General features: G+C 72.5%; 27 protein-coding genes. 16 read left to right on the forward strand and 11 right to left on the reverse strand.

Annotated elements, in window-relative coordinates; genetic code table 11:
* The first annotated feature begins 48 nt into the window (after positions 1 to 48).
* The 4 genes from ABZS58_RS17625 to ABZS58_RS17640 all read left to right on the forward strand — a co-directional run bounded on the left by ABZS58_RS17625 (position 49) and on the right by ABZS58_RS17640 (position 2,684).
* Positions 49 to 801, forward strand: coding sequence for a histidine phosphatase family protein (locus tag ABZS58_RS17625; RefSeq protein ID WP_354782552.1), 753 nt, complete (start codon positions 49 to 51; stop codon positions 799 to 801).
* 129 nt (positions 802 to 930) lie between these two features.
* Positions 931 to 1,350 carry a hypothetical protein gene (locus ABZS58_RS17630; protein ID WP_354782554.1) on the forward strand — a complete coding sequence of 140 codons (420 nt, stop codon included), beginning with the start codon at positions 931 to 933 and terminating at the stop codon, positions 1,348 to 1,350.
* A 45-nt stretch (positions 1,351 to 1,395) separates the two neighbouring features.
* A complete protein-coding gene (locus tag ABZS58_RS17635) occupies positions 1,396 to 1,905 on the forward strand; it encodes a SigE family RNA polymerase sigma factor (RefSeq protein WP_354782556.1) in 510 nt (169 codons plus the stop codon).
* Positions 1,893 to 2,684 carry a hypothetical protein gene (locus ABZS58_RS17640; protein WP_354782558.1) on the forward strand — a complete coding sequence of 264 codons (792 nt, stop codon included), beginning with the start codon at positions 1,893 to 1,895 and terminating at the stop codon, positions 2,682 to 2,684. Before ABZS58_RS17635 ends, ABZS58_RS17640 begins: the two co-directional genes overlap by 13 nt.
* On the opposite strand, the gene ABZS58_RS17645 is transcribed toward ABZS58_RS17640, so the two are convergent.
* On the reverse strand, positions 2,656 to 4,311 hold the full coding sequence (locus ABZS58_RS17645; protein ID WP_354782560.1) for a hypothetical protein: 1,656 nt from the start codon (positions 4,309 to 4,311) through the stop codon (positions 2,656 to 2,658). The genes ABZS58_RS17640 and ABZS58_RS17645 overlap by 29 nt on opposite strands.
* Before the next feature lie 11 nt (positions 4,312 to 4,322).
* Positions 4,323 to 4,742 carry a DUF2000 domain-containing protein gene (locus tag ABZS58_RS17650; protein ID WP_354782562.1) on the reverse strand — a complete coding sequence of 140 codons (420 nt, stop codon included), beginning with the start codon at positions 4,740 to 4,742 and terminating at the stop codon, positions 4,323 to 4,325.
* 48 nt (positions 4,743 to 4,790) lie between these two features.
* Between ABZS58_RS17650 and ABZS58_RS17655 the strand changes: the two genes are divergently transcribed.
* A complete protein-coding gene (locus ABZS58_RS17655; protein ID WP_354782564.1) occupies positions 4,791 to 5,600 on the forward strand; it encodes an AraC family transcriptional regulator in 810 nt (269 codons plus the stop codon).
* Here ABZS58_RS17655 and ABZS58_RS17660 read toward each other — a convergent pair.
* On the reverse strand, positions 5,552 to 5,923 hold the full coding sequence (locus tag ABZS58_RS17660; protein WP_354782566.1) for a cupin domain-containing protein: 372 nt from the start codon (positions 5,921 to 5,923) through the stop codon (positions 5,552 to 5,554). The two genes, ABZS58_RS17655 and ABZS58_RS17660, sit on opposite strands and share 49 nt — an antisense overlap.
* A gap of 67 nt (positions 5,924 to 5,990) precedes the next feature.
* Here ABZS58_RS17660 and ABZS58_RS17665 point away from each other — a divergent pair, with 67 nt between their 5' ends.
* Positions 5,991 to 6,431 carry a MarR family transcriptional regulator gene (locus ABZS58_RS17665; protein WP_354782568.1) on the forward strand — a complete coding sequence of 147 codons (441 nt, stop codon included), beginning with the start codon at positions 5,991 to 5,993 and terminating at the stop codon, positions 6,429 to 6,431.
* Between the two features lie 162 nt (positions 6,432 to 6,593).
* Here the strand turns inward: ABZS58_RS17665 and ABZS58_RS17670 are convergent, their stop codons facing one another.
* From ABZS58_RS17670 to ABZS58_RS17680, 3 genes are all read right to left on the reverse strand, one after another.
* On the reverse strand, positions 6,594 to 6,935 hold the full coding sequence (locus ABZS58_RS17670) for a PadR family transcriptional regulator (protein WP_354782570.1): 342 nt from the start codon (positions 6,933 to 6,935) through the stop codon (positions 6,594 to 6,596).
* Positions 6,936 to 6,982: 47 nt separating this feature from the next.
* On the reverse strand, positions 6,983 to 8,431 hold the full coding sequence (locus ABZS58_RS17675; RefSeq protein WP_354782572.1) for a cellulose binding domain-containing protein: 1,449 nt from the start codon (positions 8,429 to 8,431) through the stop codon (positions 6,983 to 6,985).
* Positions 8,432 to 8,524: 93 nt separating this feature from the next.
* The gene (locus tag ABZS58_RS17680) at positions 8,525 to 9,778 is read right to left on the reverse strand and encodes an ArgE/DapE family deacylase (RefSeq protein ID WP_354782574.1); all 1,254 of its coding nucleotides are present in this window, start codon (positions 9,776 to 9,778) and stop codon (positions 8,525 to 8,527) included.
* A 17-nt stretch (positions 9,779 to 9,795) separates the two neighbouring features.
* Here ABZS58_RS17680 and ABZS58_RS17685 point away from each other — a divergent pair, with 17 nt between their 5' ends.
* Positions 9,796 to 10,548: an endonuclease/exonuclease/phosphatase family protein gene (locus ABZS58_RS17685; protein WP_354782576.1), complete on the forward strand. Its 753-nt coding sequence runs from the start codon at positions 9,796 to 9,798 to the stop codon at positions 10,546 to 10,548.
* On the opposite strand, the gene ABZS58_RS17690 is transcribed toward ABZS58_RS17685, so the two are convergent.
* Genes ABZS58_RS17690 through ABZS58_RS17700 form a run of 3 tightly spaced genes read right to left on the reverse strand, consistent with a single transcriptional unit; the run spans position 10,442 to position 11,724 of the window.
* Positions 10,442 to 10,840, reverse strand: coding sequence for a hypothetical protein (locus ABZS58_RS17690; RefSeq protein ID WP_354782578.1), 399 nt, complete (start codon positions 10,838 to 10,840; stop codon positions 10,442 to 10,444). The two genes, ABZS58_RS17685 and ABZS58_RS17690, sit on opposite strands and share 107 nt — an antisense overlap.
* Positions 10,837 to 11,040, reverse strand: coding sequence for a hypothetical protein (locus tag ABZS58_RS17695; RefSeq protein ID WP_354782580.1), 204 nt, complete (start codon positions 11,038 to 11,040; stop codon positions 10,837 to 10,839). Before ABZS58_RS17695 ends, ABZS58_RS17690 begins: the two co-directional genes overlap by 4 nt.
* 15 nt (positions 11,041 to 11,055) lie before the next feature.
* On the reverse strand, positions 11,056 to 11,724 hold the full coding sequence (locus tag ABZS58_RS17700; RefSeq protein ID WP_354782582.1) for a GGDEF domain-containing protein: 669 nt from the start codon (positions 11,722 to 11,724) through the stop codon (positions 11,056 to 11,058).
* Between the two features lie 203 nt (positions 11,725 to 11,927).
* Here ABZS58_RS17700 and ABZS58_RS17705 point away from each other — a divergent pair, with 203 nt between their 5' ends.
* From ABZS58_RS17705 to ABZS58_RS17720, 4 genes are all read left to right on the forward strand, one after another.
* Positions 11,928 to 12,176, forward strand: a complete 249-nt coding sequence (locus tag ABZS58_RS17705) for a DUF397 domain-containing protein (protein WP_354782584.1) — start codon at positions 11,928 to 11,930, stop codon at positions 12,174 to 12,176.
* A 173-nt stretch (positions 12,177 to 12,349) separates the two neighbouring features.
* The gene (locus ABZS58_RS17710) at positions 12,350 to 13,180 is read left to right on the forward strand and encodes a helix-turn-helix transcriptional regulator (protein ID WP_354782586.1); all 831 of its coding nucleotides are present in this window, start codon (positions 12,350 to 12,352) and stop codon (positions 13,178 to 13,180) included.
* A 10-nt stretch (positions 13,181 to 13,190) separates the two neighbouring features.
* Complete coding sequence (locus ABZS58_RS17715; RefSeq protein ID WP_354782588.1) at positions 13,191 to 13,952, forward strand: SDR family NAD(P)-dependent oxidoreductase; 762 nt, start codon at positions 13,191 to 13,193, stop codon at positions 13,950 to 13,952.
* A gap of 69 nt (positions 13,953 to 14,021) precedes the next feature.
* Positions 14,022 to 14,486 (forward strand): SRPBCC family protein, encoded by a 465-nt coding sequence (locus ABZS58_RS17720; protein ID WP_354782590.1) that lies wholly within the window; start codon positions 14,022 to 14,024, stop codon positions 14,484 to 14,486.
* 107 nt (positions 14,487 to 14,593) lie between these two features.
* On the opposite strand, the gene ABZS58_RS17725 is transcribed toward ABZS58_RS17720, so the two are convergent.
* Complete coding sequence (locus tag ABZS58_RS17725) at positions 14,594 to 15,034, reverse strand: maleylpyruvate isomerase N-terminal domain-containing protein (RefSeq protein WP_354782592.1); 441 nt, start codon at positions 15,032 to 15,034, stop codon at positions 14,594 to 14,596.
* Between the two features lie 96 nt (positions 15,035 to 15,130).
* On the opposite strand from ABZS58_RS17725, the gene ABZS58_RS17730 reads away from it, so the two are divergent.
* From ABZS58_RS17730 to ABZS58_RS17740, 3 genes are all read left to right on the forward strand, one after another.
* Complete coding sequence (locus ABZS58_RS17730; RefSeq protein WP_354782594.1) at positions 15,131 to 15,607, forward strand: DUF1203 domain-containing protein; 477 nt, start codon at positions 15,131 to 15,133, stop codon at positions 15,605 to 15,607.
* Positions 15,608 to 15,676: 69 nt separating this feature from the next.
* Positions 15,677 to 15,934 carry a hypothetical protein gene (locus ABZS58_RS17735; RefSeq protein WP_354782595.1) on the forward strand — a complete coding sequence of 86 codons (258 nt, stop codon included), beginning with the start codon at positions 15,677 to 15,679 and terminating at the stop codon, positions 15,932 to 15,934.
* A gap of 151 nt (positions 15,935 to 16,085) precedes the next feature.
* Positions 16,086 to 17,336, forward strand: coding sequence for a hypothetical protein (locus tag ABZS58_RS17740; protein WP_354782597.1), 1,251 nt, complete (start codon positions 16,086 to 16,088; stop codon positions 17,334 to 17,336).
* Positions 17,337 to 17,366: 30 nt separating this feature from the next.
* Here ABZS58_RS17740 and ABZS58_RS17745 read toward each other — a convergent pair whose 3' ends face one another.
* The gene (locus ABZS58_RS17745) at positions 17,367 to 17,822 is read right to left on the reverse strand and encodes a GNAT family N-acetyltransferase (protein ID WP_354782599.1); all 456 of its coding nucleotides are present in this window, start codon (positions 17,820 to 17,822) and stop codon (positions 17,367 to 17,369) included.
* A 46-nt stretch (positions 17,823 to 17,868) separates the two neighbouring features.
* On the opposite strand from ABZS58_RS17745, the gene ABZS58_RS17750 reads away from it, so the two are divergent.
* Both ABZS58_RS17750 and ABZS58_RS17755 read left to right on the forward strand, forming a co-directional pair.
* Positions 17,869 to 18,558: a TetR/AcrR family transcriptional regulator gene (locus ABZS58_RS17750; RefSeq protein WP_354782601.1), complete on the forward strand. Its 690-nt coding sequence runs from the start codon at positions 17,869 to 17,871 to the stop codon at positions 18,556 to 18,558.
* A 641-nt stretch (positions 18,559 to 19,199) separates the two neighbouring features.
* Positions 19,200 to 19,631, forward strand: a complete 432-nt coding sequence (locus ABZS58_RS17755; RefSeq protein ID WP_354782603.1) for a pyridoxamine 5'-phosphate oxidase family protein — start codon at positions 19,200 to 19,202, stop codon at positions 19,629 to 19,631.
* Positions 19,632 to 19,829 lie beyond the last annotated feature (198 nt).

Here is a 19,829-nt window from a genome sequence, read left to right on the forward strand (position 1 = left end):
AACGAACGGAATCGGTTCGGGGCGCCGGAGCCCGGGTACGACCACGGCATGGCGGACCTTCAGTGGCTCGGCGTCGTCCGGCACGGCCAGTCGACCGGCAACGTCCTCGCGCAGGCCGCGGAGGCGGGCGGGCTCGAGGAGATCGCCATCCCCGAACGCGACGCCGACGTGCCGTTGTCCGACCTGGGCAGGGCGCAGGCGCGGGCCGTCGGGCAGTGGCTTGCGGACCTGCCCGGCGGGGATCGTCCTCAGGTCGCGGTCGTTTCGCCGTACCTGCGGACCCGCCAGACCGCGGAGATCGCCCTGGCCGGCGCGGACATCCCGGCGGTGCTGGACGAGCGGCTGCGCGACCGCGAGCTCGGCGTCCTCGACCTGCTCACCACCCGCGGCGTCGAGGCGCGGCTGCCCGAGGAGGCGGCCAGGCGCCGGCGGCTCGGGAAGTTCTACTACCGCCCGCCCGGCGGCGAGTCCTGGGCCGACGTCCTGCTGCGGCTGCGGTCCCTGCTCGGCGACCTCCGCGGCACGCACCCGGGCGGCCGGGTCATACTGTTCGGCCACGAAGCACTCGTCCTGCTCGTCCGGTACCTCATGGAAGACCTCGACGAGGCGAGCCTGATGGAGATCGCGCGGGCCACGGCCCTGGGCAACTGCTCGGTCAGCAGCTGGCGCTCCGACGGCGAACGGTTGCGACCCGAACGGTTCAACGACGTCGAGCACCTGCGCCGAACAGGCGGCGCGAGCCCGACGCGCCGCGACGGCACCCCCGGCACCGGGCAGGAGGACGTCGACGCCGACGTCTGACCCGCGCACGGCCACGCCCCGGCCGCCGCGCGACCGCCCGCACCGGCGCGGCACCCGCGGCGTCCGCCCCGGGTCCCACGAGCGCCGGGACGATTGACGGAGGCGACGGGGTGCGCTTGGCTGTCGGGCGTGGCGAGCCGATTCGTGGACGAGCGGGAGATCAACGACGCCGGCGGGCTGAGCCCGATCGAGCGGGAGCAGCTGCGGGCGGCCGGGAAGCTGTACGACGGCGAGGACATCGAGGCCGAGGCACGGCTCGCCGGCGACGACCACGACGAGGCGAGCTTCCGCGGGTTCTGCTCGCTGTGGCGGGTCGTGGACGGCGGGCGGCCGCGGTTCGACGCGTGGCTGTACCAGGTGGACAGCGGCACGGTCTTCCGCGCCGGCACCACCGAGGTCGTCGCCGAGGTCGTCCAGTTCGGCCTGGAGTGTGACGACCCCGAGGTCCGGCGGGAACTCGGTCCCGCGATGGTCGCCGCCGGCATCCTCCCCAGAGCGGACTCCTGCTACCAGGAGTTCGCCGAGCTCCTGCGACTTCAGGAGCAATAGCCCACTGCGGGCAACCCCGGCCGCCGGCCGCGGTGTCAGGTGGTTGTGGCAACGGATGTCGAAGGGTTCCGCGCGTACGTGACCGGGCGGTTGCCGGCGCTGCGCAGGGTCGCGTACCTGCTGTGCGGCGACTGGCACACCGCCGACGACGTGCTGTCCGCGACCCTGGTCAGGGTGCTGCTGCACTGGCGGCGGGTGTCGGAGGCGGACAACGTCGACGCGTACGTCCGGCGCGTGCTGGTGCGCACGATGCTCAACGAGCGGCGCCGTCCCTGGCACCGCGAGCACTTGATCGGCGTCGTGCCGGAGCCGCCCCCGGCCGCGGCGGGCAGCGACGCCGTCGACGAGCGGCTGTCGGTGCTGGACCTGCTCGACGAACTGCCGCCGCGCCGCCGGGCCGTGGTCGTGCTGCGGTACTGCTGCGACCTCTCGGTCGAGGAGACGGCCCGGGAACTGGGGTGCAGCGCCGGCACGGTCAAGAGCCAGGCCGCGCGGGCCCTCGACACGTTGCGGGAGCGCATGACCGTCCAGGAGGAGTCACCATGGACCAGCTGACCGACGCCCTGCGCAGGCTCGACCCGCCGCCCGCGCCCTCGGGCATCGACCTCGACGCCGTCGTGCGCCGGGCGCACCGGCACCGGGCCAGGACCCGGCTCCTCACCGCGGTCGCGGCGGCGGCGGTCGCCGCGGTCGCCGCCGTGCCGCTCGTCGCGGACCGGCACCAGGGCAACGCCCCGGCCGGCCGGGCACCGGCGGTGTGCGAGCCCGCCGCCGTGCCCGGCGGCCCGAAGACAGGCCCGTCGAGCACCGAGGCGGAGGAGGCGGCCGGGCGGCTCCGGCTCGTGACGGCGTCCCAGCTGACCATGGCGCTCGACGGCCCGTTGCGGCAGGCGCTGCCCGGCGCGACCCTGCTCGACGCGGCGACCTGCGCGCCGGGCTTCACGTTCCACGCCGACGAGGCGCGGTTCGCCGCCGGTGGGCAGGGGTTCACCGCCGGGATCGTCACCGTCGACGCCGCCGGTGCGGGCCGCATCGACGTCCGGCTCGAGCGCGAGGCGCCCCCGGCGGCGCGCGACTGCGACGCGGGCACCGAGTCCACGACCTGCGAGTGGGCGACGGAGGCGGACGGCACGGTCACGTTCCGGTCCAGGGCCTACCACGGCGACGGCATCGCCTGGTACGACGTCGACGTCTACCGCCCGGACGGCGTCCACGTGCACATGTCCGCCGACAACGTCGCCCTCGGCGGGACCGGCACCCGGACGCGGGTGATCCCGCCGCTGGACGACGCCGCCCTGCTCGGCCTCAGCCGGATCGAGCGTCTGACGCTGTGACCGCGATCCGCTCCAGGTGGTGCAGCAGCGCCGACGTGTCGGCGGGGGAGATGTGGGCGGTGTCGGTGTGCGCGGTGCAGCGCAACCCTTCCGGGGTGTCCTCGACGTCGAGGATCATCGGCTCGAACCCGGGCGCCGCCCGCCGCACCGTCCAGCTGAACGTCGTGCGGGGGAGGGCCGCCCGGATCTCCGCGGGCCCCGGCACGGAGCCGTCGGCGGCCGGGTCACGGCGGTCGTTGAGGAAGCAGCCGATGTCCAGGTGTTCGCCGCGTTCGGCGCCGACCCGGTCGATGAGCCGGAACAGGTCCCGCTGGTCGAAATAGGCGTGCTTGTAGGCGCTCCGCGCCGCCCGCCCCGCCGCCGCCACGACCTCCTCGAACGCGCCGCCCGGCACCCGCGCCGCCCCGGCCCGGCCATAGGCGCCGACCAGCGCTTCCGCCGCGCCACCGCCGCTGCCGGCGTCGTCGCTGCTGCCGACGCCGGCCGCTGCTTCCGCCGCGCTGCCGCTGCCGCTGCCGCTGTCGCCGGTGCCGTCGCCGTCGACTGCTGCTTCCGCCGCGCTGCTGCTGCCGTCGTCATCGTCGGCGACCGGCGCTTCCGCCGTGCTGTCGGCGCCGGCCGGTGCTTCCACCGTTGCGGCGTCGCCGTGGGCGCCGACCGGCACCTGGCACAGGCCTGCCTGCACGGCGGTGCAGACCACGTCGGCGAAGCCGGGCCGGAAGCGGTTGCTCACCAGGGGCCGGACGACGACGGGGTCGACGCCGCACGTCGCGTGCACGGCGAGGGCGAACACGGCGAGCAGCACCGCCGACGGGTCCGCGCCGGTCCGCGCGGTCAGCGCCCGCAACGCGAGGGGCAGGGCCGCCGAGTCGAGCACGCCGCGCCAGTACCGTGGCCGCATCGGTGCAAGCGGCTTGCGGAAACGGGCCGCGGGCATCGTCCTCAGGATGGACTCGAAGTGCCGCTGCGCCGCGTCGTTCTGCCGCCGGCCCGCCGGGGACCGCTGCCACTGCGCCTGGTCGAGGGGCTGCCGCCCGGCGACCGGCGGCGAGGACCGCTCGGCGACGTCGCGGAGCATCACCTGCGCCCCGGCCCCGTCGGCGGCGAAGTGCGAGATGAGCGCGACGACGTGGCTCGGCACACCGTGGTGGAGCACCGCCGCCATCCGGATCGGGTACTCGGCCGTGAAGTCGAGCTCGGCGTGGCGGAACCGTTCGGCCACCAACGATGCCACCTCGGACGGGTCGGCGCCGCCGGACTCGTACACCTGCAGCGTCGACGAACCGGAGGCGTGGACCTCCTGTGTGGGGAAGCCGCCGCCGGCCGGGATCCGCAGCAGCGTCCGCAGCGACGCGTGCCTGCTGAGGTGGTGGCGCAGCTCGCCGGCGAGGTCGTCGACGGTCGTGCCGGGCCGCACGGGCAGTGCACCGCCGATCGGCATCCAGTGGCCGAGGGTCGTCACCGCGTTCCAGCTCTCGATCTGCCCCCACGACAGCGGCCCGCTGCCGGCACCCGGCCCTTCGAACGCCACCGTGACACGATCGACAAGGCCGTCGACGGCGGCAGCGGCAGAGCCGTCGGCAGCGGCAAGGCCGTCAGCGGCGGCATCGGCAAGGTGGAGGTCCATGGCGGCGGAGCCTAACGATGCAGGCGCGCTCCTTTGAGGATTCTGTCGACGGCGTTGCGGGGCCCGTGCACGGCCATCCCTACGACGCGGAGATCTGCCTGGTGCACGGCCCGGACTACGGCCCGGTTGTCCTCGTCGTTGCCGGTCGTGAAGAGCTCCTCCGTGAACGTTGCACACGCGACCGACCGTTCCGGGTGCTGCACGGCCCGGCGGTGCGCGGCGGCGAGGACGGCGGCGTCGCCCTCGAACACCATGACGGGCTGGCCGAACATCGGCAGGTACCGGGTGCCGTCGGCGTCGACGTAGTCCTCGCCGAGCAGGTCCGGCGCGGTGCCGGCGATGCCGCTGACGACGAACGCGGTCACGTTGAGCCGCTGCCAGGTCGCCAGGTCGTCCCGCAGCAGCACGGCGATCTTCGTGGGGAACGTCATGAGGCCAGCGTGCCCGTGCTGACCTGGGCGGTCTTGTACGTTGTGCACATGGAGCTCGTCACCGCGTGGCGGCCCAGGGTGCCCGGGATCGCTGAGGTGTTCCACGCGCGTTTCGTGGACCACGCCTACCCGCCGCACGTCCACGACGCCTGGACGCTGCTCATCGTCGACCAGGGCGCGATCCGTTTCGACCTGGACCGGCACCACCGCGGTGCGGCCGGGGCGTCGGTGACCCTGCTGCCGCCGGACGTCGCGCACGACGGCCGGGCGGCGACCGGCGACGGCTTCCGCAAGCGGGTGCTGTATCTCGACACGACGGTCCTCGACGCGGGACTGGCCGGTGCCGCCGTCGACCGGCCCGGCGTCGACGACCCGCTGCTGCGGCACCGCATCCACCAGCTGCACCTCGCCCTGGACGCACCCGGCGACGAACTGGAGGCGGAGAGCCGGCTCGCGCTGATCCGGGACCGGCTGCGGGGGCACTTCGGTGCGGTGCCCCGGCGGCAGGGCGGGCACAAGGGCGTGGCGGTCGGGCTGCGGGAGCTGCTCGACGCGCGGACCCGGGAGGGGATCACCCTCACCGAGGCCGGCGCGCTGCTGCGGTGCCATCCCGGGCACCTGGTCAGGTCGTTCACGGCGACGTTCGGTCTGCCGCCGCACCGGTACCTGGTGGGCCGCCGCGTCGAACAGGCCCGCCGCCTGCTGCTGGACGGTCGCCGCCCGGCCGACGTGGCCGCGGAGGCCGGGTTCCATGATCAGTCCCACCTGCACCGGCACTTCGTCCGGCATGTGGGAGTGACGCCGGCCCGTTACGCGGCCCAGGGCGGCGTGCCGAAGACCGTGCCGTCGGCGCGGTAGGCGGTGAAGCCGGCGGCGACGCTGACGAACACCTCGGCGGGCTCGGCCCCCGGGTTGTGCGCCGCGATCGGCTCCCCGGCCGGCACCACGACGGAGTCGCCGGCGCCGAGCACCTCGCCGCCGGGCGTGACCCGCAGCTGCCCCGACAGCACCATGAACACCTCGTCGCGGTCGATGCTGTGCGGCATCGACTCGTGACCCGCGGCGACGGTCAGCCGCCACGCGCACACCTGCCGGGACCCGTTGCTGGGGCCCGAGAACACCGTGAACTTGGAGCCGTCGAGCTCGAATCGCGGCGCGTCGGCCGCACGGACGATACTCATGTTGTCCTCCCTGAAGGTCGTGCCAAAACGCTAAACCAGGTTTCGTACTTTGTAAACGGGGTTTCGTATGTCTGATCTCACGCCCGATGAGCTGCGGTCGCTGCCGCTGGGCCGGCTGCTGCTGCACGCGCACCGGCGGGCGCAGGCGGCGTCGCTGGCGAAGCTGCAGGCGGGTGGGCACGGCGAGATCCGGCTCGGCCATGTGCCGGTGATCACGAACCTGGATCCGGAGGGGACACGGATCACGGACCTGGCGGCGAAGGCGGGCATGACCCGGCAGATGATGGGCCGCCTGGTGCGGGAGCTGGAGGCGACGGGCTACGTGTCGAGCCGTCCGGACCCGAATGACCAGCGGGCCGTCATCGTGGCGCTGACCGACCGGGGTGCGGCGTTCCTCGCCGACGCGCCGGCGGCGATGGCGGCGGTCGACGGTGATTTCGCGGCGCTGCTGGGTGCCGAGGAACTGTCCCGGCTCCGGGAGGCGCTGTTGCGCATCAGCAGCACCTGAGCCGCCGCCTCGTGGGCGCGGTCCGAAGTGCGTCCTGCGGCGCCGCGGCCTGCGGGTGCTATCTGAAACGGTGCGGCGTGAAGCGGTGCGGCTGGGAGCGGCGCGGGCTGATGCGCCGCCGGACAGGGATTCGGGAGGTGGTCTGCCGCCGCCCGAGGGGCCTCAGGCGGCGTCGGTGGTGAGGCGGAGTTGCCGGAGGCGCCGGTCCGCGGCGGCGGCGTTGCGGTGCAGCCGGTCGGTTTCGGCGCTGAGCAGGTCCCGCCCGGGTGCGGTGAGCCGGTAGTAGCGGCGCAGGCGCGAGGCGACGACCTCCTCGCGGTCGACTTCGATGAGCCCGTCGACGCGGAGCCGGTCGAGGATGCCGTAGAGTGTGCCGGCCTGGAGGCGGACGCGATCATCGGAGATGCGCCGCACGTCCTCCAGGACGCTGTAGCCGTGCTGTGGCTCGGCCGCGAGTGCGGTCAGCACGAGGAATGTCGGTTCACGTAACGGTACGCCAGTCATGCCCATCACTATATTCAGCTCATCGGTATATACCATCGACCGATCGGTCACCCGGTTGTGGGGGTGATGTTCGTCAATCCTCCTGTGGCGTTGGTGACGCGGTTGGAGGTGTAGACGACGTTGAGGTTGCCCGCGCACTTCGACGTCGACGTCACGTTGATCGCGTAGCGGCCGGTCCCGCCGAGGTCGGACACGTTGTCCCGCCACACGTTGCCGCAGCCGGAGCCGGCGACGGGGTTGTGCGTCTCGTAGCCGTTGGCGAAGGTCCCCGGCGCGCTGAACGTGCCGGTGTTGCCCTGGACCAGGTAGCCGGTACCTTTCATGTCGACCCACGAGTCGGCGGAGTTCTGCCCGGCGATGCCGCGCCCGTCGAACGTGTTGCCGCGGATGACCCCGTCGACGGTGCCTTCCTTGACGTCGATGTGCTCCGCCGCCACGTACGGGCCGATGTGGTTGTCCAGGACCTGCACCCGGTCGGACCGGTCGACGCCGCCACTGGTGCCGTGGCAGGCCCAGTTCGAGTTCGCGGAGCCGAGGTAGACGCCCTCGCCGTACGCGGGCTGCGCGGTGCCGGTGTACTCGATCGTCGAGTCGCGGATGACACCGTCCGATGAGGACCGTCTGAAGTGGACGCCCTCGTCGCCGATGTGGTGCACGTACAGGTTGTCGAGCGTGACGTGCGGCGAGTCGTCGACGACGACGCCCTTCTTCGCGTCGGCGACGGTGAACCCGCTCAGCCGCCAGTAGGGCGCGCCGGCCAGCCAGAACCCGTAGCCGGGGTCCCAGCCGGGCGTCGGGACGGGGCACGACGGGCCACTGCCGGCGCTCGCCGGGTTGGTCAGGATCGCCGTGCGCGGGCCGGTGACGGTGATCGGCGCGGTGGCGGTGCCGGGCGTCGTGCCGATGAACGACCCGTCGTAGGTCCCGGGCGCGAGCCGGATCGTCTGGCCGGGCCGCGCCCCCGCCACGGCCGCCTGGAGCTGCGCGGCCGTCGAAACATCCACAATGGACCCGTTGGAAGGCGGCACGGAAGGCGACGGCGACGACGATGACGGCGGAGGGGAAGGCGGGGAAGACGGGGAGGACGGCGACGGGGCCGGTCCGCCCGCGCACGGTGCGCCGTTGACGGTGCAGTTGGCCGGCACCCCGGTGCCGCTCACGTTGAACCCGAAGCGGACCGCCGCTCCGGCGGCGACGGTCCCGTTCCAGGAGGCGTTGGCGAAGCGGTGGTGCTGCCCGGCGCTCGTCCGCGTCGAGTCCCATGAGCTGCTCACGGTGGAGCCGGCCGGCAGGTCGAACTCGACCACCCACCCGCTCGCCGCGGCGTCGCCACGGTTGGTGACGGCGAACTCAGCGCCGTACCCACTGCTCCACACCGAACCCTGGGTGAACGCCGCCGTCAGCGACGCCGCCGCGGCCGAGGCGGTCAAGGGTGCGATCAGCAGGACCGCCGCGCCGGCGGTCAGGGCCGGCAGCAACGTGCGCGAGATCCGCATCGACCAGCCTCTTCCGCGTCGGGCGTCCGTTGGCTGATTAGTTAACAGTCTTTACAACTCTTGGTCAATGCCTCTCGGAAAACTCTTCGTGTTTCAGAACGCCAGCGCCAGGTTGACGAGGGTGGCCGAGCACGCGTGGACCTGCGCGATCGACACCTTCTCGTCGGGGCAGTGCCCGTAGCCGACGCCCGGTCCGTACTGCACCGCCGGGATGCCGCCGATGTTCGTCAGCAGCCGCAGGTCGGAGCCGTACGGCGCGCCCACGACCGCCGGCTCGGCGGCGAACTGCGAGCCGCCGTGGGTGCCGGTGTGCGCGTCCAGGACCCGCCGGACGAGGTCGGTCCCGGAAGGGCAGCGGCCGGACGCGAACTGCCCGCCCCACCACTCGACCGTCACCGGGTGCTCCTTGAGCCACGGGTCGCCGGCGCACGCCTCCGCGACCGTCCGCTCGAACGCGGCCCGGGCCTCGTCGACCGGCTCGTCGAGCGCGACCCCGAAGCGCCCCTCGGCGACCAGCAGGTCGGGGACCGTCGACGCCCAGTCGCCGGCCCGCACGGTGCCGATCTCCAGGGGGTACGCGATGTCCCAGCGCCGCATCATGGGGTCGACCACCCGGTTGCGGGACGCCTCCAGGGCCCGCAGCACGGGGAAGATCAGCTGGAACTTCTCGACGGCGCTGACGCCGCTGGTGCGGGCGCAGGCGTGCGCGGCGAGCCCCGGCACCCGCAGCCGGAACGTGAGCGCCCCGCCGTTGGCGGCGAGGACGTCCAGCGCGGTCGGCTCGGTGATCACGCACGCGTCGGCGCGCCAGCCGCGGTCGAGGGTCGCGTAGGTGCCCAGGCCCCCGTCCTCCTCGCCGACGACCGCGGCGAGCAGCAGGTCCCCGGGCAGCTTCGTGCCGCTGCGGTGCAGGGCGAGCAGCGCCGACAGGGCGGACACGAAGCCGCCTTTCATGTCGCAGGCGCCGCGCCCGTACACGTGACCGTCCTCGATCCGTCCGGAGAACGGGTCGTCGGACCAGGTGGCCAGGTCACCGGGCGGGACGACGTCCAGGTGCCCGTTGAACATGAGCGTGCGCCCGCCGCCGGTGCCGGGCAGCCGGGCTACGAGGCCCCACGCCTCGGAGCGCTCGACCTCCATGCCCGGGAAGTCGGGGCGGGCGGCGAGCTCGGCGACCGGGATCTGCCACAGGTCGGTCTCGACGCCTTCCGCGGCGAGCAGGCCGGCGACGTGCCGCACGATCTCGCCTTCCGCTTGGGTGCCGCCCACACTGGGTACGCGGATCAGGTCGACGAGGGTGCCGATGGTCTCGTCGTGGGAGCTGAGGAGAGCGTTGTGGACGTCCATCCGGGCAATGTATGTCGTTGACGCTGCTGACGTACAACATCCTGACCGGCGCCGATCGGGGCAGGCTGGACGCCGTGTGCGCGGTCGTCGATGCCGCGGCACCCGACGTCGCGGCGGTGCAGGAGCTGCGGGGCGATCCTCCCCTGGCGGAGCGGACGGGGATGCGGCTGCACGTGGCGCCGCCGCGGACCGGGCAGCCGGTCGGCCTGCTCGTCGCGCCGCACCTGCGGGTCCTGCGCAGCGGCACGGTGCCGGGCCGCTTCCATCACGGCGCGGCCTGGGTGGAGGTGGCGACGTCGTCGGGGCCGCTGACGCTGGTCAGCACGCACCTGTTCCCCTACTGGGGGAGGATCCGCCTGTACGAGGCCGGCCGGCTGGCCGCGTTCGCCCGGCGCCGGGAGCGGGTCGTGCTGATGGGCGACCTCAACTCCCTGGACCCCGGCACCGGACACCGGGACGTGCAGCGGCGGCACCGGCGGTGGTTCGGCCGCGGCGGCGTCGACACGCGGGCGGTGGCGCTGCTGACCCGCCGCGGGCTGGTCGACGTGTTCCGCGAGGTCGGCGAGGGGGAGGGCTGGACGGTGCCGACGGCGCTCGGCGGCGAGGAGTTCGTGCGCTCGCGCCTGGACTACATCCTCGCGTCGCCGGCCGTCGCGGGGGACTTCACGTCGTGCCGTGTGCTGACCACCGGCGGGACTGCGTCCGCGTCTGACCATTTTCCGGTGCTGGCGACGCTCGCAACGGACCCCGCGGGTCGATCTGCTCCATGACCGGCGCCGGTCTGCGGTGCCCGCCGAGCGGTGGGTTCGCGACCCAGCGGATCGCGGGACCCTGACCGGGGGCCGGCAGCCAGCCCAGGAACCGGGCCCAGAGCTGGTCGGCGCCGAGCTGGCGGAGGTCCTCGGCGGCGTCGGCGACCCGCAGCGCCATCATCGTGCGCAGCGCGGCGGGGCTGTCGCCGTGCTCCGCGACGAGCTGGGCGCGTTTCGCCGCGCACGGCCACGGCTCGCGACATCCTGTGCACAGCCAGGTCGGCCGGGCCGGGATGTGCGCGATCGTCACCCCAGACTCCCGGGCCGGGCGAGCTCGAGGCGTCGCAGGGCGTAGACGAGCACCGAGTTGCGGGCGGCGACGTACTGGTCGCACGGCCAGGGCTGGTGGCAGTCGCGGCACTGCTCGGCCCGGTGGAGTTTGGCGGCCAGCCAGCCCTTCGGACGGGGCTGGTGGCGGCGGCGCTGGCGGACGAGCTCTTTGAGGTCCATCGCGGGGGGTCCTTGTCAGGTCGCCGATGTCGGGTGGGCGGGCTTGGCGAGGCGGAGCGAGGTGTGCAGGACGTGCTGGTGCGCCACCAGGTGGGCCCTGTGGTGCTGGCTGTGGCGCTGGGTGTGACGCTTCGCGCGATACATGGCGGCGTCGGCCCGGTGCACCGCATCGGCGAGGTGTGCACTGGCCCCGACCGGGACCAGCCCGACCGACGTGCTGACCGACACGACCTGACCGCCGAGCCGCATCGGCGCCGCGAGCACGTCGGCCAGCTGGGCCGCCTGCACGTCGGGCTCCTCGTCGCGGCCGGGGATGAGGCCGGCGAACTCGTCGCCGCCGAGCCTGGCCACGATGCCCTTGCCCGCGCACGAGGAGAAGCGGTGCCCGATGGTGACGAGGACCTCGTCGCCCGCGGAGTGGCCGTAGACGTCGTTGATCTGCTTGAACCCGTCGACGTCGAGGACCACCGCGACCAGGGGGTGTGCGTGCGGGTCGGCGACGAGCTCCGCGCCGCGCATGTAGAAGGCGCGCCGGTTGGGCAGACCCGTCAGCGGGTCGTGGCTGGCGGCGTGCCGCTCCGCGGTGAGCTGCCGTTGCAGCTGGACCACCCGGCGGTGGGAGACCCACGCCGCGCACGCTCCGGCCGCCACGGCCGCACCGGCCAGGAAGGCGAGAGGGTCCATTCGCGCGTCCTCCAAGATCGTAGCTGGGGAAGCCACCCGATCATTTGGGAGCGAAAGTCCGGTTCCGGTCACAAATTGTGAGCGTCCCCGCACATTCGCACATGCGCTAGCATGCGCGTTATCGGCTGCATACGCAAGAGCCGATGCACGTGCAGACGCCGATTCTCGGCAAACTTTCAACTACATGTTGCAGAGAGATGTCCATGGAGCAGACGTACAACGGGATGCCGGCCGGCGAACTGCCGGGTGTGCCCTGGCAGAAGAGCCGCCGCAGCAACCCCAGTGGTAACTGCGTCGAACTGGCCCCACTGCCCGGCGGGACCGGATTCGCGATGCGCAACTCGCGCGACCCTCAGGGGCCCGCGCTCATCTACACCTACGACGAGATCGCCGCCTTCATCGCCGGCGCCCGCGACGGCGACTTCGACAACCTGCTGGACCACGACCGCTGAGGACGTGGGCTTGTGGAGATACCGCCGGATCGACGCGAGCCCACTCCCGCTTACTGTCGGGTCATGGCATGCTTACTCCGGCTCGGCCAGGAGTCATGGGCAGAACTCGGAGGCAGTAGGTGACGACCGGAATCCCTGAAGGCGGCTCCGCCGGAGGCCCCACGGTCCTCCGGATGCTGCTGGGTGCCCATCTGCGCCGCCTCCGCGAGGCACAGGGCGTGACCCGTGAGGACGCGGGCTGGGAGATCCGCTCGTCGGAGTCGAAGATCAGCCGCATGGAGCTCGGGCGCGTCGGCTTCAAGGAGCGCGACGTCGCCGACCTGCTCACCCTCTACGGCCTCGACGACGACGAGGAGCGCACCCGGCTGCTCGCCCTGGCCCGCGACGCCAACAACCCCGGCTGGTGGCACCGCTTCGGCGACGTGCTGCCCAACTGGTTCCAGTCCTACCTCGGCCTCGAGGCCGCCGCCGCGCTCATCCGCACGTATGAGGTCCAGTTCGTCCCCGGGCTGCTGCAGACCAAGGAATACGCCCGCGCGGTCGTCCTGCTCGGCCACGGCCGGGCCAAGGCCGACGAGATCGACCGCCGGGTCGAGCTGCGGATGGCCCGCCAGCAGGTCCTCACCCGCCCCGACGCGCCGAAGCTGTGGGTCGTCGTCGACGAGGCCGCGCTGCGCCGCCCCATCGGCGGCATCGACATCATGCGCGGCCAGGTCGACGCGTTGCTGGAGGCCAACACGCTGCCCAACGTGCGGCTGCAGGTCATCCCGTTCAACGCGGGCGGGCACGCGGCGGCCGGTGGCGCCTTCACCATCCTGCGCTTCCCCGACCAGGACCTGCCCGACGTCGTGTACATCGAGCAGCTCACCAGCGCCCTCTACCTCGACAAGCGCGACGACGTCGACCTCTACGCCGAGGCCATGGAGCGGCTCTGCGTCGAGGCCCGCCCGCCGACGGAGACCCAGAAGGTCCTCGAGGAGATCAGGCGCGATCTCGCGGGGTAATTTCCCTTGTATGGGATCTCTGTCAGGCACCGTCGCGCTCGTCACCGGCGCCTCCAGCGGGATCGGTGAGGCGGCCGCACTGTCGCTCGCCTCCCGCGGCGCCGCCGTCGCGCTCGCCGCCCGCCGCGCCGACCGGCTCGGCACGCTCGCCGACCGCATCCGCGCCGACGGCGGTGTCGCGCTCGTCGTGGAGGCCGACGTCACCGACCAGTCCGCAGCCGTCGCCGCGGTACAGCGGACGGTGGACGAACTCGGCCGTCTCGACACCCTCGTGAACAACGCCGGGGTCATGCTCCTCGGGCCCGTGGCCGGCGCGCCCGTCGACGAGTGGCGCACGATGGTCTCCGTCAACGTCATGGGCCTGCTGTACTGCGCACACGCCGCGCTCCCGCACCTGCTCGCCGCGGCCGCCGACGGTCCGCGCAAGGTCGCCGACATGGTCAACGTCAGCTCCGTCGCCGGCCGCGTCGCCCGCAACGGCAGCGGCGTCTACAACGCCACCAAGCACGCCGTCGGCGCCTTCAGTGAGGCCCTGCGGCAGGAGGTCACCGGCAGGTATGTCCGGGTGTCCCTGGTCGAGCCCGGCGCCGTCTCGACGGAACTGGCGGGCCACAACCGGCCCGAGATCCTGGAGACGATCAAGCAGCGCTTCGCCGACATGGAACGCCTCGAGGCGGACGACATCGCCGACACCATCACCTTCATCGTCACCCGTCCCCGGCACGTCGCGGTCAACGAGCTGCTGGTGAGACCCACGCAACAGCAGGCCTGATCCCGTTTGCCCCGATGCCCGGCGGGCAGGAGACAGGGGAACATGCGAATCGAGAGTTCGGAGGAACGCATGAGTGGCGTGACCGAGACCATCGACGTGCACGTGCCGGTGCGCACCGCATACGACCAGTGGACGCAGTTCGAGTCGTTCCCGCAGTTCATGAGCGGCGTCGAGTCCATCCGGCAGGTCGACGACCGGCGCACCCACTGGGTGACGAAGGTCGGCGGCGTCCGGCGCGAGTTCGACGCCGAGATCACCGAGCAGCACCCTGACGAGCGGATCGCCTGGAAGAGCGTCGGCGGCGAGACCAAGCACGCCGGTGTCGTCACCTTCCGCCGCCTCGGCGACCAGGACACCCGCGTCACCGTCCAGCTCGACTGGCAGCCCGAGGGCGTCGTGGAGAAGGCCGGTGCCGCCGTCGGCGCCGACAACCTCCAGGTGAAGGCCGACACGAAGCGCTTCAAGGAGTACGTCGAGGAGCGCGGCGGCGAGTCCGGCCAGCGGCGCGGCGACACCCCGCGCCCGGGCCTGTAGGTCCCTGTCTCGAAGGGCGCCGCTCCTGTTGCCAGGGGCGGCGCCCTTCGCCGTTTTCACGGCCGCCCGTGACGCCGTCGGCTGCACCGTCCCCGCCGCCTCCGGCGTCAGCGCAGGGCGTGGGCGATGCGGTCCAGGGCGTCGTTGCGGGGGGTGGCACGGTCCAGGAGGTTGGACTGGTGGGAGGCGACGATGCCCGCGACGACCGGGGTCTCGGCCTTCTCGATCTCGCGGTCGGCGGCTTCGGCCGCGTCGGCCGCGATCCTGGCCGCCTCCCGGCCCGGGAGCGCCTGCCACGTGGGCAGGAGGGTGTGGTTGAGGGCGTCGTCGTACCACGGGGGCACGGTGGGCGGGGGCAGCTCGCCCGAGCGCCAGCGTTTCACGAGGGTCTGTGCCCAGCGGTCCCAGAACGCGAGCTGCGCGAGGACGGTGGCGACGGTCCAGCTGGGGGTGACCGGCTTCGCGAGGTCGTCGTCGCCGAGAGAGTCGATGAGGGTGGTCAGGCGTTGCCGCGCGGCGGCGTTCTCGTCCAGGGGTACACGCTCCACCCGTTCCACGGTAAGTGCGCCGGTGCCGGTCCGCACGGCGAGCGAGAGGGCCGATTCCCGCCAGCCACGCAAGCCGGCACAGGCCAGGATCGGGGTATGTTCACGATGCACGCGATCGACCCCGGCCACCTGGAATCGGTGCGGGGCAAGGGCACCGACGTGTCCGGCAACCCCGTCGAGGCGACGACCGCGCAGGGCGGTGAGCCGCTGCGCTGCTGCCTGCGGGACGCGACCGAGGGCGAGCGGCTGATCCTGTTCGGGTTCGAGCCGGTGCTGCCCGCCGCGAGCCCGTACCGCGAGATCGGCGCCGTCTTCGCGCACGCCGCGCCATGCGACGGGCCCGCCGGGGCCGGCTATCCGGAGGGCTGGCGCGGCAGGCCGCAGGTGCTGCGGGCCTACGACGCGCGCGGCCGGATCCATCCCGCGACCCGGGTGCACGACGGCACCGACCCTGAAGGGGTCCTGGCCGACGTGTTCGCGGACGCGGCGGTGGTACGGGCCGACTCCCGCAACATCGCCTACGGCTGCTTCATGTTCACGGTGACCCGCGCAGCATGCGCGGGCCCGGGCTGAGCTTCTCCACCGAGCCGCTGCGCACCGGCCCGCGCCGGCCTGGTGCGGGCGTCCGCCGCGCGGAACCGGGTGACCCGCCGTCGTCGCCGGTTCATGGCGACGACCGGCATCCTCGGCACGCCAACGATCGCGCGGCCGCCCGCGCCGCACGGCGTCCTGGACTGCGACGACGACGGGTACACCCTCGACGGCCGGCTGCGGGCGATCTTCGACTACGGGCCGTTCACCGCTGGGTCCAACCGCAGCGGCCGGCCCGCGATCAGCCTGCCGCACGGGCACCGGCCTGCCGATCGGTGTGCGACCCGTTGCCGGCCATGGCCGCGATGATCTCCTGATCGCCCTCGCCGCCGTCCTGGAGGCCGACTTCATGACTAATCCGACCTGTTTTATCGGGAAATGACATCGAAACATTGACGCATGTACGGACGTCATGATCTGATCCCGACCCAGAGGATTTTTCATATTCGAAGGAGACCTCGTGTCCGTTCTCCGTCGCACTGCCCTGGCGGTGGCCGGCGTGCTGGCCGCCACCAGCGCGGCGGTCGTGCCAGGGGTGCCCGCAGCCGCCGCCCTGCCGACCGCCGCCGTCGCTCTCGGCGACAGCTTCATCAGTGGGGAAGGCGCCGGCAGCTACCAGCCGGTCGTCGACGTCAACGGGGTCGCGCAGCCGTTCCCCGGCTGGTCGGCACCCAACACCAACGCGTTCTTCTGTCACCGCTCCGCCAACGCGTCGCTCAACCAGGCGACGCTGCCCGGCATCCAGGCCCGCTTCAACCTCGCCTGCTCCGGCGGCCGTCCCACGGACATCGCCAACCCGTCCGGCGCCCGCGACAAGGGCCGCTCGGTCGCCTCGCAGCTCGACCAGCTCCGCGCCGTCGCGCAGACCCACGACATCGACCTGGTGCTGATCGGTCTCGGCTCCAACAACAGCTCGTTCACGTTCGGCGACGTCGCCGAGAAGTGCGCGAACCGCTTCATCGCCGACGCGTGGACCGGCTGGTGGGAGTTCTGGGCCTACCTCAACGGCCCGGTCGAGCAGGAGCCGTGCACCGCCGCCGACCTCGCCACCGCCGCGCAGGTCCAGGCCGCGACGGCGGAGACGATCGCCGCCGCCCGGCAGATCATCGCCACCCTCGACCAGATCGACGCCGACGGGCAGCACCGGGTGGTCTTCCAGGACTACACGAACCCGCTGCCGTTCGACCTCGAGCAGAGCTACTGGGAGGAGGACGGCCGGCAGGACGACCGGGACAAGTTCCGCGAGCTCGGCGCCGAGCGGTACGCGGCCGGCTGCCCGATCCACCGGGCCAGCCTCGCCCCCGGCCACAGCTTCTCCCAGGGCCTCGGCTCGATCGTGAGCACGACCCGCAACACCCTGGCCGCCGAGTTCCCCGCCGACGACCTGGTGTACCTCAACGTCCAGCACGCGTTCGACGGCGCCCGGCTGTGCGAGAAGGCCGGCAGCCCCGCCAACGCCCTCGCCACCCCGATCCGCCTGCAGGACGGCGCGTCCGGCGTGTTCGTGACCAGCCTGTCCGGCAAGGACAAGATCGCCATCCAGCGGATCGCGAACACCTGCGTGTCGTACTTCCAGACCTGCCAGGAGTCGTGGCACCCCAGCGCCGCCGGCCACACCGTGCTCGGCAAGTGCCTCGCCGGTGCCGCGTCCGGGTCCGCCCGCACCGTCACCTGCACCCGCAAGCCCGACGGCTCGATCGTCACCGCCTGATCGTCCGCACCCTGCGCTGGGGGATCTCCTTCAGCGCAGGGTGCGCTCGTAGCAGACCGAGAGCGTGGAGCCCGCGTAGACGCCGAAGAGCGGGATGCGGTGGTAGCCCTCGCGTTCGTAGAAGCGCTGCGCGTCCGGCTGCTCGGTGCCGGTCTCCAGGCGCAGCGTCGTCCATCCCCGGTCGGCGGCGGCGTCCTCCAGGGCACGCAGGATCGCGGCCGCCACCCCGGTCCCGCGCGCCGGCGGCACCACGTACATGCGCTTGACCTCCGCCGAAGTGGCGTCGAGGCGGCGCAGCGCACCGCAGCCGACCGGCATCGCCGCCGAAGCCACCAGGAACAGGTCGATGTCCGTCGCCGAGGGCGCGGCACCCGGCTCGTGGTTGTCGTTGCCGTACCGGCCGTCCAGCTCGGCCCGCTGCGCGGCGCGCAGGGCGGCGCCGTCCGGGTCGTCCCAGCCGCGTTCCTCGATGATCCAGTCCGTCACGGATGGTACCGTAACAGTTGTTACGGAACTGGGGAGGACGCGACGCGTGCCACATGACGGTTCGGAACAGCGGGCCACCGGCCGGGGCACAGCGAGGGGCACACATGACGGTTCGGAACAGCGGGCCACCGGCCGGGGCGCGGCGAGCGGCACACATGAGGAGCGGCTCTCCGCGGCGGTCTGGGACGTCCTCGCGCGGCAGGGCCTGGAGCGGCTGACGATCAGAGCCGTCGCCGCCGCCGCGGGCTGCACGACCGGCCTCGTCATGCACCGTTTCCCCAACCGGCGGGCGCTGCTGCGGCACGCCCGGCAGCTGCTGCACGAGACGACCAGGGCCCGGGTCGAGGCTCTCGAAGCCGCCGCCCCGGCGCCGCGGGCGGCGCTGCGAGCGGTGCTGCACCAGGGGCTCGCCCTCGACCCGCAGACGGTCGCGGAGAGCACCGTGTGGCTCGGGTTCCTCGCCGCGGCGGTCGCCGACGAGGAGCTCACCGCCGTGCACCGGGTCAACAGCCGGGCCTGGCGGGCCAGGGTCGGCCGGCTCGTCGAGGCCGCTGGGCCGGTGGGGGACCCGGCGACCGTCACCGTCGCCCTGATCGCCATGGTCGAGGGCGCGGCGGCGTTCGCTGCCGCCGACCCGGAGTCCTTCGCGCCACCGGTACAGGAGGCGATGCTCGATCTCGCGCTGGCGTCGTTCGGGCTGTCAGCCGACCCGGCCGGTGGTGACGAGGCCGTGTGACGCGCCGCGGGGTCGATCAGGACTTCGGCGCTTTGCGGCGGATCGTGTACTCCAGCGTCAGGAACGGCAGCCCGAACACCGAGAACGCGTGCTCCGCGCAGAGCTCGCCGTCCTTCACGTAGACGTCGAGGTCCTCGGCGAACCCGTTGACCGCCAGGGTCGTCAGGTCGCGGGTGTCGGCGTCGATGTGGCTCAGGTAGTGCCCGGTGTGCCCGTCGTGCGCCGAGCTGGTGAGGATCAGCCCGTCCTCCCGCTGCCGCGGCGCGAGGGTCGCGGTGAAGTTGGCCTGGGGGAGCGGGAAGCCGACGCTGACGTAGCCGCGGTCGCCGTGCCGGTACGTGGTGTAGATGCCGACGTAGATCGGCTCGTCGGTGTCTGTGGGGTGCCGCGAAGTGCCTCACTGACGATGGCAGGTGTAGGACGGCGAGGTCAAGTCGCGTACCGGTGTCACTCCAGTGGCCTCGCTCCTGCCGTTGGCAAACGCGACGTGAGCGTGAGCGGGATCGCGCTGTTCGTAGCGGTAAGGCCTGACTTGCTGCGGTTGACTTCCAGTTCGGTTGAGGTTGCACAATCCCCGTCGGCAGCAGCGCTACCCTGTGCGGCTGGCGTTGCGCTCCGGCAGTCGAGAGAAGGATGAACCAATGGCTACCACGCCGTTCGACGTCGATGCCTTCCTTGCTCGACCCCTCGTTGCTCGCGTGGCGACGAACGGACCGACTGTGCGACCAGTCTGGTACCTCTGGGAGGACCAGACGTTCTGGGTCCTCACCGGCCCGTGGGCGAAGCTGTTCACCCGAATCCGTGCCGATCCGAACCTGGCCTTGATCGTCGATGAGTGCGATCTGTCCACCGGGATCGTCAGACAGGTCATCGCCCGTGGACGTGGTGAGCTCCTGCCGTTCGACGTCCCGCGCGGTCGACGCAAACTCGTCCGCTATCTCGGTCCGGACGAGAACCGCTGGGATGAACGGTTCCGCCGATACCTGTACGACGACCCCCACAGCCGGGGAACCTCATGGCTACGGATACCCGCTGAATCGCTGCTCGTCCAGGACCTCAGCTACACGATCTGACGTGGTCGTACCCGCACTCTTCTAGCCGCTGGTCGTGCGCGCTCTCCGCCAGGGTGGATCACGACGTGTTGTGCACCATCACGCCTCATGTTCGCGGGTGCGGTGCCGATACAGTGCCGTGACCAAGCGTTCCCGCTGGATGACGATCTCGGCTGCCGGCGCCGCGGTAGCAATCGGTGCCTTCGCGTGGGGTGCGTA

This window comes from Dactylosporangium sp. NPDC005555 (assembly GCF_040605635.1).
In the GTDB taxonomy this organism is placed as follows: Bacteria; Actinomycetota; Actinomycetes; order Mycobacteriales; family Micromonosporaceae; genus Dactylosporangium.

Bases quoted from the DNA above. Each gene is read 5' to 3' on its own strand.
- ABZS58_RS17710 (WP_354782586.1), top strand. From the start codon at position 12,350: ATGCTGCTGGGTGCCCATCTGCGCCGCCTCCGCGAGGCACAGGGCGTG.
- ABZS58_RS17680 (WP_354782574.1), bottom strand. From the start codon at position 9,778: ATGGACGTCCACAACGCTCTCCTCAGCTCCCACGACGAGACCATCGGC.
- ABZS58_RS17650 (WP_354782562.1), bottom strand. From the start codon at position 4,742: ATGACGTTCCCCACGAAGATCGCCGTGCTGCTGCGGGACGACCTGGCG.
- ABZS58_RS17655 (WP_354782564.1), top strand. From the start codon at position 4,791: ATGGAGCTCGTCACCGCGTGGCGGCCCAGGGTGCCCGGGATCGCTGAG.
- ABZS58_RS17670 (WP_354782570.1), bottom strand. From the start codon at position 6,935: ATGACTGGCGTACCGTTACGTGAACCGACATTCCTCGTGCTGACCGCA.
- ABZS58_RS17705 (WP_354782584.1), top strand. From the start codon at position 11,928: ATGGAGCAGACGTACAACGGGATGCCGGCCGGCGAACTGCCGGGTGTG.
- ABZS58_RS17645 (WP_354782560.1), bottom strand. From the start codon at position 4,311: ATGGACCTCCACCTTGCCGATGCCGCCGCTGACGGCCTTGCCGCTGCC.
- ABZS58_RS17660 (WP_354782566.1), bottom strand. From the start codon at position 5,923: ATGAGTATCGTCCGTGCGGCCGACGCGCCGCGATTCGAGCTCGACGGC.
- ABZS58_RS17720 (WP_354782590.1), top strand. From the start codon at position 14,022: ATGAGTGGCGTGACCGAGACCATCGACGTGCACGTGCCGGTGCGCACC.
- ABZS58_RS17700 (WP_354782582.1), bottom strand. From the start codon at position 11,724: ATGGACCCTCTCGCCTTCCTGGCCGGTGCGGCCGTGGCGGCCGGAGCG.
- ABZS58_RS17675 (WP_354782572.1), bottom strand. From the start codon at position 8,431: ATGCGGATCTCGCGCACGTTGCTGCCGGCCCTGACCGCCGGCGCGGCG.
- ABZS58_RS17640 (WP_354782558.1), top strand. From the start codon at position 1,893: ATGGACCAGCTGACCGACGCCCTGCGCAGGCTCGACCCGCCGCCCGCG.
- ABZS58_RS17625 (WP_354782552.1), top strand. From the start codon at position 49: ATGGCGGACCTTCAGTGGCTCGGCGTCGTCCGGCACGGCCAGTCGACC.
- ABZS58_RS17730 (WP_354782594.1), top strand. From the start codon at position 15,131: ATGTTCACGATGCACGCGATCGACCCCGGCCACCTGGAATCGGTGCGG.
- ABZS58_RS17755 (WP_354782603.1), top strand. From the start codon at position 19,200: ATGGCTACCACGCCGTTCGACGTCGATGCCTTCCTTGCTCGACCCCTC.
- ABZS58_RS17665 (WP_354782568.1), top strand. From the start codon at position 5,991: ATGTCTGATCTCACGCCCGATGAGCTGCGGTCGCTGCCGCTGGGCCGG.
- ABZS58_RS17715 (WP_354782588.1), top strand. From the start codon at position 13,191: ATGGGATCTCTGTCAGGCACCGTCGCGCTCGTCACCGGCGCCTCCAGC.
- ABZS58_RS17695 (WP_354782580.1), bottom strand. From the start codon at position 11,040: ATGGACCTCAAAGAGCTCGTCCGCCAGCGCCGCCGCCACCAGCCCCGT.